The following is a 13,602-nucleotide window of genomic DNA, read 5'->3' as shown; positions in this document are numbered from 1 at the left end:
ATTACTTAGGGCAGCAATACAATCGAGCCCGTGGTCTTGCGGCCCTGCAGGTCTTGGTGGGCACGGGCCGCGTCGGCCAGGGGATAGCGTCCGCCGACTTCGACGGTGATGTCGCCGCCGGCGATCGCGGCGAGCAATTCCTCTGCCCGCCAGCTGAATTCCTGGCCGGTGCGGACGAAATGCGCCAGCGACGGCCGCGTCAAGAACACCGACCCGGCGGCGTTGAGGCGCTGCGGGTCGAACGGCGGAACGGGTCCGCTGGCCGCGCCGAACAGCGCCAGCGTGCCCCGGATGGCCAGGCTGGCCAGGCTGGCGTCGAACGTCGTCGCGCCCACGCCGTCGTAGACCGCGGCCACCCCGGCGCCGTCGGTCAGCGAACGAATCCGCTCGCCGAACGCCGCCGCGTCGTCAGGATAGGGGAGCACCTCGTCGGCGCCCGCCCGCCGGGACTGCCGCTCCTTCTCCGGGGTCGAGACCGTGGTGATCACCCGCGCGCCGAGCAGGTGAGCCCACTGGGTCAGGATCAGGCCGACACCGCCCGCACCCGCGTGCACCAGCACCGTGTCGCCCGCCTGCACCGGATACACGGACTTGAGCAGGTAATGGGCGGTCAACCCCTTCAGCAGCGCCGAGGCCACCACGTCGGCGGCCACGCCGTCGGGCACGGTGGCGGTCAGATGCGCTGGGGCCGTGGCGTATTCGGCATAGCCACCGGACGCCGCGGCGCTGACCACGCGATCGCCGACGCGCAACCCGTCCACGCCGTCACCGAGCGCCTCGATGGTGCCGGCCAATTCCGAACCGAGGATGAACGGCAACTCCCGCTCGTAGAGCCCGGAGCGGAAATAGGTGTCGATGTAGTTGACGCCGATGGCCTCGGCCTTGATCAGCACCTCGCCCGGCCCGGGCTTGGGCGTGGCCGTCTCGACGTAGCGCAGCACCTCGGGGCCGCCGGTTTCGCTGACTTCGATTGCGTGCATGTGCTTATCATGCCCGGGCATGAAACTCGCTCGCCCGGACGTCTTCCATCCCCGCATCGTGCTCGCGGGGTCCGGCGACGATGCGGCCCGGACGGCCGACGATGCCGGTCTGGTGGCCGCGCTGCGCACGCGGGGTCTGCATGCGCGCCGGTTGTCCTGGGACGATCGGGACACCCTGGACGCCGATCTGGTGATACTGCGCGCCGTCGCCGACTACCCGGCTCGGCGCGACGAATTCCTGGCCTGGACCCGGCGCGTGCCCCACCTGCTCAACCCGCCCGACGCGCTCGCCTGGAACCTCGATGAGCGGTGTTTGCGCGACCTGGAGGACGACGGGGTGCCCACCGCGCCGGACGCGGCGCCCGAGGCGGCGTTGGTCTTTCTGGGCGGAGAGCGGTCGCACGCCTGGCCGGCCGAGCCGGATTTCGAGGCGTGGGACCTCGGCTACGCCGCGCTGGCCGCGGCCGCCGGCCGCACCGGCGTCCCCGCCCGGGAGCTGCTCTATGCGCGGGCCGACGTGGCCGGCGGGCGGCTGGTCGGGCTCGACCTGGTCGCGCCGGCGCTGGGCTGGCGGCGACTGGACCCCGCGGCCCGCGACCTCGCCCAGCGGCGGTTCGCCGTGGCGGTGGAGTCAGCCTGCGAGCGGTTCGGGCTCGGCCCGCTCTCGCATGGACGCCCATAGCGCCGCGGTGGCCGCTGTGCACGCCGCGGCCCCGGCCACGTGCAGGGCGACCAGCACGGCGGGAACCCCGGTGTAGTACTGGGCGGTGCCGACGGCGGCCTGTGCGAACACCAGCACCAGCAGCACCGCCAGCCGCGCCAGGACGGGCCGGGCGGCACGGACCGCGAGCAGCCCGAAGCCCAGCCCCACCAGCAGCGCCAGGTAGGCGATCAGCAGCGACGAGTGCATGTGCACCAGGGTGTCGACCTCGACCTTCAGCCGTGGCACGGTCCGGGTGGGGCTGCGATCCCCCGCGTGCGGGCCGGCGGCGGTCACCAGCGTGCCGGTGACCAGCACCGCGGCCAGGTTCAGGCCGGACAGGGCCGTCAGGGCGCGCAGCGGCCTGACCACGCGCCGGCGCAATACCCCGTCGTCGGGCTCGCCGACCTTCACGTAGAGCAGCACCGCCAGCCACACCATCGTCATGGACGTCAGCAGGTGGATGGCCACCGTCCACCACAGCAGCCCGGTGCGCACGGTGATGCCGCCGATCACCGCCTGCACGACGGTCGACACCGGCATCAGCCAGGCGTAGACCAGTACCTCGCGGCGTCGCCGCGCCCGGGTTACGGCCAGCACCGCCAGCGCGGCGGTGATCACCACGGCGAAGGTGACCATCCGGTTGCCGAATTCGACGGCCTGATGAATGCGCGGCACCTCGGCGTGGGCCACCGGGACGAAGCTGCCCGGGAAGCACTGTGGCCAGGTCGGGCAACCCAGTCCCGAGGCGGTGACGCGAACGATCGCGCCGGTGATGGCGATGCCGCCCTGGGTGAGGATGACGGCCGCGGCGATCAGGCGCTGCACGCGCCGGCTCGGGTTGGGGAGCAGGTCCACCACTCGCATCAGCATCCGTCCAACCACGGCCCGATCCTAAGGCACCGAAAACTACGGCCCGTAGTACGCCCGGGTCGCACCGAGCCGGCGCCGAGACGTAAGCCACGCACACTCGCCGCGGCGTGTCGTGTGCGTGGTTTACGTGTCGCGAACCCGGCTACTGCAAACCGTCAGGTAAAGCGGAACCAGCGCAGCGCGCTCAGCGCGCCCACCGCGCCCCACGCCGCCAGAACGACCACCCCGAACCAGTCCACCGACATGGTCATGGCCTGCGAGAGCGCCTCGGTGAGCGCGCCCGACGGGGTCAGCCGGGCCGCCAGCTTGACCGCCGTCGGCGTTATGCCGGTTTCCAGGGTGAGCGCGCCCAGTCCGGCGAAGACGAACCACATCAGGTTGGCGACCGCGAGCACGATCTCGGCGCGCAGCGTCCCCCCGAGCAGCAACCCCAGCGCGGCGAACACCACGGTGCCCAGCGCGATGACCGCCGCGCCCAGCACCAGGGCCGCCGGCGCCGGTCGCCAGCCGAGCGCAAAACCGATGGCGCCCAACAGGATTGCCTGCAAGAACACCACGGTGACCACGGCCAGGGACTTGCCCGCGATGATTCCCCACACCGGAAGCGGGGTGGCCCCGAGCCGCTTGAGCGCGCCGTAGCGCCGATCGAAGGCGACCGCGATCGCCTGCCCGGTGAACGCCGTCGAGATCACCGCGAGCGCCATGATGACCGGGGTGAAGGTGGCCGCGCGGTGCTGGCCGAACGAACCGAGCGGCAGCAGCGTCAGCCCGACCAGCAGCGTGATCGGGATGAACATGGTCAGCAGCAGCTGTTCGCCGTTGCGCAGCAGCAGCTTGAGCTCCAAGCCGAATTGCGCGGCAAGCATTTTCGGCACCGCGCTGGGCCGCGGATCGGGAGCGAAGGTGCCCGCGGGGAAGACGTTCGATTGAATCTCGTTGTCCGTCAAGACCGTAACTTCCTGCCGGTGAGGTCGAGGAACACATCCTCGAGGCTGCGTTGCTCGACGCGCATGTCGGTGGCCAGCACGTCGATCCGCGCGCACCACGCCGTGACGGTCGCCAGTACCTGGGGGTCGACGGGCCCCTCGACCAGGTATTCGCCCGGCGTCACCTCGGTGGCTTTGTAGTCCTCCGGCAGGGCGGAGGACAGCAGGGACAGATCGAGGCGCGGCGGTGCGCTGAACCGCAACTGGTCCTTGGCCCCGCTGCGCATCAGCTCGGCCGGCGTGCCCGAGGCCACCGTCACCCCGTGGTCGATGATCACCAGCCGGTCGGCGAGCTCCTCGGCCTCCTTGAGCTGATGCGTGGTCAGCACCACCGTCACGCCGTCGCGGCGCAGGGCGTCGATCAGCTCCCACACCAGTAGCCGGGCGTGGGCGTCCATGCCCGCGGTGGGCTCATCGAGGAACACCAGTTCGGGGCGGCCGACCAGCGCACAGGCCAGCGCCAGCCGCTGCTGCTGGCCGCCGGAGAGTCGCCGGTAGGTGGTCCGGGCGGCGTCGGTGAGACCCAGCGTGTCCAGCAGCCACGCCGGGTCCAGCGGGTCGGCGGCGTAGGCGGCCACCAGGTTCAGCATTTCTCCCGCCCGGGCCGCGGGGTAGCCGCCGCCGCCCTGCAGCATCACCCCGATCCGCGCCCGCAGCCGCGCGTTGTCGGCGATAGGGTCCAGACCGAGCACCTCGATGGTGCCCGCGTCCGGGCGCGTGAAGCCCTCGCACATCTCGACCGTCGTCGTCTTCCCGGCGCCGTTGGGGCCGAGCAGGGCCAGCACCTCGGCGGCGTGCACCTCGAGATCGAGGTTGGAGACGGCTTCGACGGCGGTCGCCCCGGACCCGTACTTCTTGGTGACCCCGCGCAGCCGCACCACTGTTTCAGGGGATTCGCGCGCATCGCGCGCGGGAAAGGCCGAGCTCACGTGGAATCAGCGTAGGCGTCATGTGCCGGGGCCGGCCGGGGGGTCGGCGGAGTCTGCGGCGTTGCCGCCGGATCGGCGACCGGTTGGCCGTTGGAGTCGCTGGCCTGGACCGGCGGTCGGCGCCATGGCAGGCGGGTGTAGGTCAACGCGATGAGCGCGACGACGATGACGGTGCTGGCCAAGGTGGCGTCGATGATCTGGAACAGCGCGAAGCGGTCGCCGTTGGCGGTCGGGCCGAAGATCCCGACGACCAGGCTGATGACGATGGCGGCCACCCGGAAGCCGGTACGGGTCGCCCAGGCGGCCAGCGGGATGATGGCCCACAGCAGATACCAGGGCTGCACCACGGGGAACAGCAGCACCGTGATGCCCAGCGCGACACCCAGGCCGCCGATCGGGTGCAGCCGGCCGCGGAAGACCGCGAAAAGCAGCCAGGCCACCATGATCGTGATGATCATCACGCCGATCGCGCGGGTCAGCCCCAGCACCGCGGTGGTGTGATCACCCAGGCCCAGCAGGATGCCCACCTGTCCGGTGCCGAGCGCCAGCAGGGTAGGCGGTGACATCCAGCTGCGCACCACGTTGGCGGTGCCCAGGGTGTAGATCCAGCCGAAGCCGAGGCCGCTGGCCCAGCCCACCAGCGCCATCACCGCCAGCGACAACGCTGCCATGCCGCCGCCGGTCAGCAGCAGGGCACGCAGGGTGCCACCGCAGCGGTAGGCGAGCGCCATCGTCACGAAGCCCAGCGCAAGCAGCGACGGCAGCTTCACCTGCGACGACAACACGATCAGCACGGCGCCGGCGACCAGCATCCCCAGCGGTTCCCAGTCCGGCCCCGGCCGCTTCCACGACGCGGGCAGCAGCCGGGGTGCATCGATGCCGCGCAGCGCGAATTCCGCCCCGGCCAGCATCAGGCCCAGCATCAGCGCCTCGTTGTGCACGCCGGCCACCAGATGCATGATCAGCAGCGGGTTGGCCGCCCCCAGCCACAGCGCGCTGACCTCGGCGACGCCGCAGCGCCGGGCCAGCCGCGGTGTCGCCCACACGATCAGTCCCACGCCCAGCAGCTCCACCAGCCGGTGACACAGCACGGCGGCGACGATGTTCTCCCCGGTGATCGCGGAGATGCCGCGCCCGATCCACAGGAACAGCGGCCCGTACGGTGCGGGTGTCTCGCGCCACAGCGTCGGCACCGACAGCGTGAAGATGTGGGACAGGCCCAGCCCCGAGGCCGGGCCCACCCGATACGGGTCGAGGCCCTCTAGGGAGATTTGGCTCTGCGCCAGATAGGAGTAGACGTCCTTGCTGTACATCGGCGGGGCGATCAGCAGCGGCAGCACCCACAGCAGCAGGGTGCGGTCCAGGTCGCCGCGCGACATCCGCCGGTTTCCCAGCGCGAAGCGGCCCAGCATCAACCAGGCCAGCGCCATCATGACCGCGCCCGTCGTCGTCATGGTCAACGACACCGTCTGGATTCGCGACGGCAGGTTGAGCAGCCGCACCCCGAAGGTGGGGTCCTGCACGACGGGCCGGGCGCCGGCGCCCAGCGCGCCGATCGCCATCACCACGGTGCCGGTGGCGCCGAACAGGCGGATGCGGCGCAGCGCGGTGAGCTCGGTATCGTTCAGCGGCGAGCCCACTGCTTGCTCGTCGCCGTGCAGACTCGCGATCGATGAGCTCAGCGTGTGGTGGCGGGCTGCCATCAGAGCAGCGTAGCCGCCCGGCCCGAGCCGGCGGCGATCGCAAGCGCGGCGCAGCCGGGCGCAGCGGGTCGCCGCGCGTTCCGGCGCGATCGCAAGCGCGGCGCAGCCGGGCCCGCGCGTTCCACCGAGTGTGAGCAGCGCAACGCCTAGACAGGGGACCCTTGGTAGACCGATCCCCGGAATTGCGTCACACTGGTGTTGTGAAAATCCGAACCAGCCTCGATGGGGCCACCGCGGGCGGCGTCGCCGCTGCCGGCGTGGCGGACGTCGGCGCGCCGGTGCCGGATGGCCACACCCGCCGCGCGATCGTGCGCCTGCTGCTGGAATCCGGATCGATCACCGCCGGCGAGATCGGTGACCGGCTGGGCCTGGCGGCCGCCGGCGTGCGACGCCACCTCGACGCACTGATCGAGGCCGGCGATGCCGAGTCCACGGCGCCCGCGGCGTGGCAACAGGCGGGACGCGGGCGTCCCGCCAAGCGCTATCGGTTGACCGCGGCCGGCCGGGCCAAGCTCGACCACGCCTACGACGACCTGGCGGCGGCGGCCATGCGGCAGTTGCGTGAAATCGGTGGTGAAGAGGCGGTGCAGGCGTTCGCCCGGCAGCGCATCGACACCATATTGGCCGACGTTCCCGCGGCCGACAGCGCGGCCGACGAAGACGTCGAGGCGGCCGCCGGCCGGATCGCCACCGCGTTGACCAAGGCCGGCTATGTCACCACCACCACGCAGGTCGGCGGGCCGATCCACGGCGTGCAGATCTGCCAGCACCACTGTCCGGTGTCCCACGTCGCCGAGGAATTCCCGGAGCTGTGCGACGCCGAACAGCAGGCCATGGCCGAGGTGCTGGGCACCCACGTCCAGCGGTTGGCGACCATCGTCAACGGCAACTGTGCCTGCACCACGCACGTACCCCTGACTCAGGCAACCAGCACGGCGCCCAGCCCGCGCCGCGACACCACGAGCATCAAAGGAGCGTCTCGATGACCCTCACACCCGAGGCCAGCAAGACGGTTACCGCGCCGTTGACCCAGGAAGAGGCGATCGCCTCGCTGGGCAAATACGGCTACGGCTGGTCCGACTCCGACGTCGCGGGGGCCAGCGCCCAGCGCGGCCTGTCCGAGGCGGTGGTGCGCGACATCTCGGCGAAGAAGAACGAGCCCGAGTGGATGCTGCAGACCCGGTTGAAGGCGCTGCGCATCTTCGATCGCAAGCCGATGCCGAACTGGGGCTCGAACCTGGGCGGCATCGACTTCGACAACATCAAGTACTTCGTGCGCTCCACCGAGAAGCAGGCGGCTTCCTGGGAGGACCTGCCCGAGGACATCCGCAACACCTACGACCGGCTGGGCATCCCGGAGGCCGAGAAGCAACGCCTGGTCGCCGGCGTCGCGGCCCAGTACGAATCCGAGGTGGTCTACCACCAGATCCGGGAAGACCTTGAGGCGCAAGGGGTTATCTTCCTCGATACCGACACCGGTCTGCGCGAGCACCCCGAGATCTTCCAGGAGTACTTCGGCACCGTGATCCCGGCCGGGGACAACAAGTTCTCCGCGCTGAACACCGCTGTGTGGTCGGGTGGTTCGTTCATCTACGTCCCGCCGGGCGTGCACGTCGACATCCCGCTGCAGGCCTACTTCCGGATCAACACCGAGAACATGGGCCAGTTCGAGCGGACGCTGATCATCGCCGACGAGGGTTCCTATGTGCACTACGTCGAGGGCTGCACCGCTCCGATCTACAAGTCGGATTCGCTGCACTCGGCGGTGGTCGAGATCATCGTCAAACCCAATGCGCGCGTTCGCTACACGACGATCCAGAACTGGTCGGGCAACGTCTACAACCTGGTCACCAAGCGGGCCCGCGCCGAGGCCGGCGCCACCATGGAGTGGATCGACGGCAACATCGGGTCCAAGGTCACCATGAAATACCCGGCGGTCTGGATGACCGGCGAGCACGCCAAGGGTGAGGTGCTGTCGGTGGCCTTCGCCGGCGAGGACCAGCACCAGGACACCGGCGCGAAGATGCTGCACCTGGCGCCGAACACGTCGAGCAACATCGTGTCCAAGTCGGTGGCCCGCGGCGGTGGCCGCACCTCCTACCGCGGACTGGTGCAGGTGAACAAGGGCGCGCACGGATCGCGTTCCAGTGTGAAATGTGATGCGCTGCTGGTCGACACGATCAGCCGCAGCGACACCTACCCCTACGTCGACATCCGCGAGGACGACGTCACCATGGGCCACGAGGCCACCGTGTCGAAGGTCAGCGAGAACCAGCTCTTCTACCTGATGAGCCGCGGCCTGACCGAGGACGAGGCGATGGCCATGGTGGTGCGGGGCTTCGTCGAGCCGATCGCCAAAGAGCTGCCGATGGAGTACGCGCTGGAGCTCAACCGGCTGATCGAGTTGCAGATGGAGGGCGCTGTCGGATGACCCGCGCCAGCGACGATGCAGAGCGTAGCGATGAGGAGGAGCGGCGCCAATGACCGCCGACAATCTGACTTCGGCCGTCGAGGGGAGTTCGCTTACCGCATTGAATAAAGGGGAGCTGTTCTCCTCGTTCGATGTGGACGCGTTCGAGGTCCCGCACGGTCGCGACGAAATCTGGCGGTTCACCCCGCTGCGCCGGCTGCGTGGCCTGCACGACGGGTCGGCGCGCGCCACCGGCAAGGTCGAGATCAGCGTCAGTGAGCAGCCCGGTCTGCGGGTCGAGTCCGTCCGCCGCGGCGACGAGCGCCTCGGCCAGGGCGGCGTGCCGACCGACCGTGTTGCCGCGCAAGCGTTTTCGTCGTTCAACTCCGCAACCCTGATCACCGTCGAGCGCGACACTCGCATCGCCGAGCCGATTGCCGTCACCGTCACCGGCCCCGGTGCGGGCGCGGTGGCCTACGGACACCTGCAGATCCGGGTCTCCGAGCTGGCCGAGGCCGTCGTCGTCATCGACAACCGGGGCAGCGGAACGCTGGCCGACAACGTCGAATTCGTCGTCGAGGACGCCGCCCGGCTCACCGTGGTGTGGCTGGCCGACTGGGCCGACGACGCCGTGCACGTCAGCATGCAGCACGCCAGGCTGGGCAAGGACGCGGTGCTGCGTCACGTCGCCGTCACGCTCGGCGGCGAGGTGGTGCGGATGACCGCCAACGTGCGGTACCTGGGCCCCGGGGGCGACGCCGAGCTGCTCGGCCTGTACTTCGCCGACGACGGGCAGCACCTGGAGTCGCGGCTGCTGGTGGATCACGCCCAGCCCGACTGCAAGTCGAACGTGCTGTACAAGGGTGCGCTGCAAGGCGATCCAGGCTCTTCACTGCCCGACGCGCACACGGTCTGGATCGGCGACGTGCTGATCCGCGCCGACGCCACCGGCACCGACACCTTCGAGGTGAACCGCAACCTGGTGCTCACCGACGGCGCGCGCGCCGACTCGGTGCCCAACCTGGAGATCGAGACGGGCGAGATCGTCGGCGCCGGGCACGCCAGTGCCACCGGACGTTTCGACGACGAGCAACTGTTCTACCTACGCTCCCGCGGCATCCCCGAGGAGCAGGCGCGCCGCCTGGTCATCCGCGGCTTCTTCGCCGAAATCATCTCCAAGATCGCGGTGCCCGAGATACGGGAACGCCTGACCGCAGCCATCGAACACGAACTGGCCTTAACCGAAAAGACGGAAACAACAGCCTCATGACCACTCTGGAAATCAAAGATCTGCACGTCAGCGTCGTCAACCCGAACGCCGCCGAGTCCGAGCGCGAGATCCCCATCCTCAACGGGGTCGACCTGACGGTGAAATCCGGTGAGACACACGCCTTGATGGGTCCCAACGGTTCGGGCAAGTCGACGCTGTCGTACGCCATCGCCGGCCACCCCAAGTACACGGTGACCTCCGGCTCCATCACGCTCGACGGTCAGGACGTGCTCGCGATGGGCATCGACGAGCGCGCCCGCGCCGGAATCTTCTTGGCCATGCAGTATCCCGTCGAGGTGCCCGGCGTCTCGGTGTCGAACTTCCTGCGCTCGGCGGCGACCGCCGTGCGCGGTGAGGCCCCGAAGCTGCGGCACTGGGTCAAAGAGGTCAAGGCGGCCATGGGCTCGCTGGAAATCGACCCGGCGTTCGCCGAGCGCAGCGTCAACGAGGGCTTCTCCGGTGGTGAGAAGAAGCGCCATGAGATCCTGCAGTTGGAACTGCTCAAACCCAAGATCGCCATCCTCGACGAGACCGACTCCGGGCTCGACGTCGACGCGCTGCGGGTGGTCAGCGAGGGCGTGAACCGCTACGCCGAGGCCGAGCACGGCGGCATCCTGCTGATCACGCACTACACCCGCATCCTGCGCTACATCCACCCCGAATACGTGCACGTGTTCGTCGGCGGCCGGATCGCCGAATCCGGCGGTCCTGAGCTGGCCGACGAACTCGAGCAGAACGGCTACGTCCGCTTCACTCAAGCGGCGGCAACCGGGGCCTGACATGGCTACACCTTCGGCGGCGGTCTCACCCCTGGACGTCGTGGCCATCCGCGCCGACTTCCCGATCCTCAAGCGCGTCATGCGCAGCGGAAACCCGTTGGCGTACCTGGATTCCGGCGCGACGTCGCAGCGGCCACTGCAGGTGCTCGACGCCGAGCGGGAGTTCCTGCTGACCTCCAATGGCGCCGTGCACCGCGGCGCGCACCAGCTGATGGAGGAGGCGACCGACGCCTACGAGCAGGGGCGTGCCGACGTCGCCGCATTCGTCGGGGCCGACCCCGACGAACTGGTGTTCACCAAGAACGCCACCGAGGCGCTCAACCTGGTGTCATATGTGCTGGGGGACAAGCGTTTCGAGCGTGCCGTCGGGCCGGGCGACGTTATCGTCACCACCGAGCTCGAACACCACGCCAACCTGGTGCCCTGGCAAGAACTGTCCCGGCGCACCGGGGCGACCCTGCGCTGGTACGGCGTCACCGACGACGGGCGCATCGACCTGGACTCGCTCGAACTCGACCAACGCGTCAAAATCGTTGCCTTCAGCCATCATTCGAACGTGACCGGCGCGGTGGCCCCGGTGGCCGAACTGGTCGGCCGGGCCCGGGCCGTGGGCGCGCTCACCGTGCTGGACGCCTGCCAGTCGGTGCCGCACCAGCCTGTCGACTTCCACGCCCTCGACGTAGACTTCGCCGCGTTCTCGGGACATAAGATGTTGGGCCCCAACGGTATCGGTGTCCTGTACGGACGCCGCGAGGTGTTGTCGGCGCTGCCACCGTTTTTAACCGGCGGCTCGATGATCGAGACCGTGACCATGGAGTCATCCAGCTACGCACCGGTGCCGCAGCGGTTCGAGGCGGGCACTCCGATGACGTCCCAGGTGGTCGGATTAGGCGCGGCCACCCGCTATCTCGCCGCCATCGGCATGGAAGCCGTGCAGGCCCACGAGCATGCGCTGGTCGCCGCGGCCATCGACGGGCTGTCCGGCATCGATGCCGTGCGCATCATCGGACCGACGTCCATGGAGAACCGCGCCTCGCCGGTGTCTTTCGTCGTCGACGGCGTGCACGCGCACGACGTCGGGCAGGTGCTCGACGACGCGGGGGTCGCGGTACGAGTGGGTCACCACTGCGCCATGCCGCTGCACCGCCGGTTCGGTCTGGCGGCCACCGCTCGGGCGTCCTTCGGGGTGTACAACACCGCCGAAGAGGTCGAGCGATTGGTGGGCGGCGTGCGCCGCGCGCTGGATTTCTTTGGGAGAGGCTGACCTTGCGTCTCGAGCAGATGTATCAGGACGTGATCCTGGACCATTACAAGCACCCGCAGCATCGCGGGCTGCGGGAGCCGTTCGGCGCCGAGGTTTTTCATGTCAACCCGGTCTGCGGTGACGAGGTGACCCTGCGGGTCGCGCTGTCCGAGGACGGCGAAACCGTCGCCGACGTCTCCTACGACGGGCAGGGCTGCTCGATCAGCCAGGCGGCGACCTCGGTGCTCACGCAGCAGGTGATCGGCCAAAGCGTCGGCGAGGCGCTCGAGACCATCACCGCGTTCACCGAAATGGTGTCCTCGCGCGGCACCGTCGAGGGCGACGAGGACGTGCTGGGCGACGGGATCGCCTTCGCCGGGGTGGCCAAGTACCCGGCACGGGTCAAATGTGCGCTGTTGGGCTGGATGGCGTTCAAAGATGCTTTGGCCAAGGCTTATTCGGGCAAAGAAGCGGACTTCGAGGAGGCTACAGATGAGCGAAACCACCGCGCAGGATGAAGAATTCCTCGCCGACCTCGAGGAGGCGATGCGCGACGTGGTCGATCCCGAACTCGGGATCAACGTCGTCGACCTGGGGCTCGTCTACGGGCTGAACGTCGAGGCGGGCGACGACGGGACCGTCGCCCTGATCGACATGACGCTGACCTCGGCGGCCTGCCCGCTGACCGACGTCATCGAAGACCAGTCACGCAGCGCGCTGGTGGGCGCCGGCCTGGTCGACGACCTGCGGATCAACTGGGTGTGGAACCCGCCGTGGGGCCCGGACAAGATCACCGAGGAAGGCCGCGAACAACTGCGCGCCCTCGGCTTCACCGTCTGAGCCAGGGCTCGATCCCCACGAGACCAGATGGTGGCGACCCGCTGCGCCCGGCTCCGCCGCGCTGGCGATCCCCACTAGACCAGATGGTGGCGACCCGCTGCGCCCGGCTCCGCCGCGCTGGCGATCCCCACTAGAGGTGGATGTGGGGGAGATGGGGCAGATGCAGGTGGTGGTGCGGGTGCCCCATGGGCGGGCACGTCTCCACGCTGATCATCGTCGCGTGCAGTACGCCGCCGTCTTGAGTTCCCTGTGCCCCAATGCATTTGCCGTTCGTGATCGCCTGGGTGTCCGAGGGCGTCTGCCGCTGATATGAGGTCGAGTCGGCGACGGTCACGTTGGTGGAGGCGCCCGGTCCGCCGGGGCCCAGGCCGTTGACGGCGATGGTGTTGCCCGAGACCGAGGCGACCGTGCCGTAGAAGCCGGCGGGCGGCGGACATTTGCCGTCCGTGGACTGGGTGACCGTCACCGCCTGCGCGGTGATCGCACCGGGAGGTGGCGCGCTCTGCGGGGTGGCGCGGACATTCACGCAACTGCCGGGCGTCACATCGGTCAGCTTCGCCGGGGTGACGTCGACGACCCTGGTTTGGGGTGTGTAGCTCACCGTCGCCGAGCCGGTCCGCGTTCGAAGTGCGATCGTGCCATCCGAATTCGACTGCACCATGCCCTCGACGTAGTCCTTGCCGACCGGAGGTGGCGGGGGTCCCGGCGGTGGCGCCGCGCTAGGCGGGGCGCCGGGTGCCGCGCTCGGCGGGACCGCGGTGATTGCGTGTGGCGCGCTGCTGTTCGACGAGTCGTGCGAGGGGCCACACATGGCGACGCACAGCGCGATGAAGGCGATCACGACGCCGAGCGCGATCTGTGTCCGCCGGGTCTTCAACGATAAGGCAGG

Annotated in this window: 14 protein-coding genes; 8 read left to right on the top strand and 6 right to left on the bottom strand. The window is 69.4% G+C overall.

Going from position 1 to position 13,602, the window contains the following annotated elements:
- Positions 1 to 5: 5 nt before the first annotated feature.
- Entirely contained in the window at positions 6 to 980 is a 975-nt protein-coding gene (locus tag A5688_RS00150) for a quinone oxidoreductase family protein (protein WP_067836120.1), read from the bottom strand.
- 19 nt (positions 981 to 999) lie between these two features.
- Here A5688_RS00150 and A5688_RS00145 point away from each other — a divergent pair, with 19 nt between their 5' ends.
- Complete coding sequence (locus A5688_RS00145; RefSeq protein ID WP_068268007.1) at positions 1,000 to 1,662, top strand: hypothetical protein; 663 nt, start codon at positions 1,000 to 1,002, stop codon at positions 1,660 to 1,662.
- On the opposite strand, the gene A5688_RS00140 is transcribed toward A5688_RS00145, so the two are convergent.
- The 4 genes from A5688_RS00140 to mptB form a co-directional block, all read right to left on the bottom strand.
- On the bottom strand, positions 1,612 to 2,547 hold the full coding sequence (locus A5688_RS00140) for a COX15/CtaA family protein (protein ID WP_120312433.1): 936 nt from the start codon (positions 2,545 to 2,547) through the stop codon (positions 1,612 to 1,614). The two genes, A5688_RS00145 and A5688_RS00140, sit on opposite strands and share 51 nt — an antisense overlap.
- A gap of 161 nt (positions 2,548 to 2,708) precedes the next feature.
- A complete protein-coding gene (locus A5688_RS00135; RefSeq protein ID WP_242660234.1) occupies positions 2,709 to 3,419 on the bottom strand; it encodes an ABC transporter permease in 711 nt (236 codons plus the stop codon).
- 77 nt (positions 3,420 to 3,496) lie between these two features.
- A complete protein-coding gene (locus tag A5688_RS00130) occupies positions 3,497 to 4,468 on the bottom strand; it encodes an ABC transporter ATP-binding protein (RefSeq protein ID WP_067836128.1) in 972 nt (323 codons plus the stop codon).
- Positions 4,465 to 6,171, bottom strand: coding sequence for a polyprenol phosphomannose-dependent alpha 1,6 mannosyltransferase MptB (gene mptB / locus A5688_RS00125; protein WP_067909366.1), 1,707 nt, complete (start codon positions 6,169 to 6,171; stop codon positions 4,465 to 4,467). The genes A5688_RS00130 and mptB overlap by 4 nt, the downstream gene beginning before the upstream one ends.
- Before the next feature lie 161 nt (positions 6,172 to 6,332).
- On the opposite strand from mptB, the gene A5688_RS00120 reads away from it, so the two are divergent.
- The 7 genes from A5688_RS00120 to A5688_RS00090 are packed head-to-tail and all read left to right on the top strand — an operon-like array spanning position 6,333 to position 12,713.
- Positions 6,333 to 7,157 (top strand): helix-turn-helix transcriptional regulator, encoded by an 825-nt coding sequence (locus A5688_RS00120; protein ID WP_120312419.1) that lies wholly within the window; start codon positions 6,333 to 6,335, stop codon positions 7,155 to 7,157.
- Positions 7,154 to 8,602, top strand: a complete 1,449-nt coding sequence (sufB, locus tag A5688_RS00115; RefSeq protein WP_067836134.1) for a Fe-S cluster assembly protein SufB — start codon at positions 7,154 to 7,156, stop codon at positions 8,600 to 8,602. The genes A5688_RS00120 and sufB overlap by 4 nt, the downstream gene beginning before the upstream one ends.
- A gap of 49 nt (positions 8,603 to 8,651) precedes the next feature.
- Positions 8,652 to 9,851: a Fe-S cluster assembly protein SufD gene (gene sufD, locus A5688_RS00110; RefSeq protein WP_067836136.1), complete on the top strand. Its 1,200-nt coding sequence runs from the start codon at positions 8,652 to 8,654 to the stop codon at positions 9,849 to 9,851.
- Positions 9,848 to 10,630 (top strand): Fe-S cluster assembly ATPase SufC, encoded by a 783-nt coding sequence (gene sufC, locus A5688_RS00105; protein WP_067836138.1) that lies wholly within the window; start codon positions 9,848 to 9,850, stop codon positions 10,628 to 10,630. The genes sufD and sufC overlap by 4 nt, the downstream gene beginning before the upstream one ends.
- Before the next feature lies 1 nt (position 10,631).
- Positions 10,632 to 11,894: a cysteine desulfurase gene (locus A5688_RS00100; RefSeq protein ID WP_067909370.1), complete on the top strand. Its 1,263-nt coding sequence runs from the start codon at positions 10,632 to 10,634 to the stop codon at positions 11,892 to 11,894.
- Positions 11,891 to 12,391, top strand: a complete 501-nt coding sequence (sufU, locus tag A5688_RS00095) for a Fe-S cluster assembly sulfur transfer protein SufU (RefSeq protein WP_120312420.1) — start codon at positions 11,891 to 11,893, stop codon at positions 12,389 to 12,391. The genes A5688_RS00100 and sufU overlap by 4 nt, the downstream gene beginning before the upstream one ends.
- Complete coding sequence (locus tag A5688_RS00090; RefSeq protein ID WP_067909373.1) at positions 12,366 to 12,713, top strand: metal-sulfur cluster assembly factor; 348 nt, start codon at positions 12,366 to 12,368, stop codon at positions 12,711 to 12,713. The genes sufU and A5688_RS00090 overlap by 26 nt, the downstream gene beginning before the upstream one ends.
- A gap of 130 nt (positions 12,714 to 12,843) precedes the next feature.
- Here the strand turns inward: A5688_RS00090 and A5688_RS00085 are convergent, their stop codons facing one another.
- Complete coding sequence (locus tag A5688_RS00085) at positions 12,844 to 13,590, bottom strand: DUF5666 domain-containing protein (RefSeq protein ID WP_067836146.1); 747 nt, start codon at positions 13,588 to 13,590, stop codon at positions 12,844 to 12,846.
- Positions 13,591 to 13,602 lie beyond the last annotated feature (12 nt).

It is taken from the genome of Mycobacterium mantenii, from assembly GCF_001667865.1.
Classification (GTDB): domain Bacteria; phylum Actinomycetota; class Actinomycetes; order Mycobacteriales; family Mycobacteriaceae; genus Mycobacterium; species Mycobacterium mantenii_A.
Note: the sequence above shows the minus strand (reverse complement) of the source record. Positions and strands in the feature narration are given on the sequence as shown.

Bases quoted from the DNA above. Each gene is read 5' to 3' on its own strand.
- A5688_RS00150 (WP_067836120.1), bottom strand. From the start codon at position 980: ATGCACGCAATCGAAGTCAGCGAAACCGGCGGCCCCGAGGTGCTGCGC.
- A5688_RS00145 (WP_068268007.1), top strand. From the start codon at position 1,000: ATGAAACTCGCTCGCCCGGACGTCTTCCATCCCCGCATCGTGCTCGCG.
- A5688_RS00140 (WP_120312433.1), bottom strand. From the start codon at position 2,547: ATGCGAGTGGTGGACCTGCTCCCCAACCCGAGCCGGCGCGTGCAGCGC.
- A5688_RS00135 (WP_242660234.1), bottom strand. From the start codon at position 3,419: ATGCTTGCCGCGCAATTCGGCTTGGAGCTCAAGCTGCTGCTGCGCAAC.
- mptB (WP_067909366.1), bottom strand. From the start codon at position 6,171: ATGGCAGCCCGCCACCACACGCTGAGCTCATCGATCGCGAGTCTGCAC.
- sufB (WP_067836134.1), top strand. From the start codon at position 7,154: ATGACCCTCACACCCGAGGCCAGCAAGACGGTTACCGCGCCGTTGACC.
- sufD (WP_067836136.1), top strand. From the start codon at position 8,652: ATGACCGCCGACAATCTGACTTCGGCCGTCGAGGGGAGTTCGCTTACC.
- sufC (WP_067836138.1), top strand. From the start codon at position 9,848: ATGACCACTCTGGAAATCAAAGATCTGCACGTCAGCGTCGTCAACCCG.
- A5688_RS00100 (WP_067909370.1), top strand. From the start codon at position 10,632: ATGGCTACACCTTCGGCGGCGGTCTCACCCCTGGACGTCGTGGCCATC.
- A5688_RS00090 (WP_067909373.1), top strand. From the start codon at position 12,366: ATGAGCGAAACCACCGCGCAGGATGAAGAATTCCTCGCCGACCTCGAG.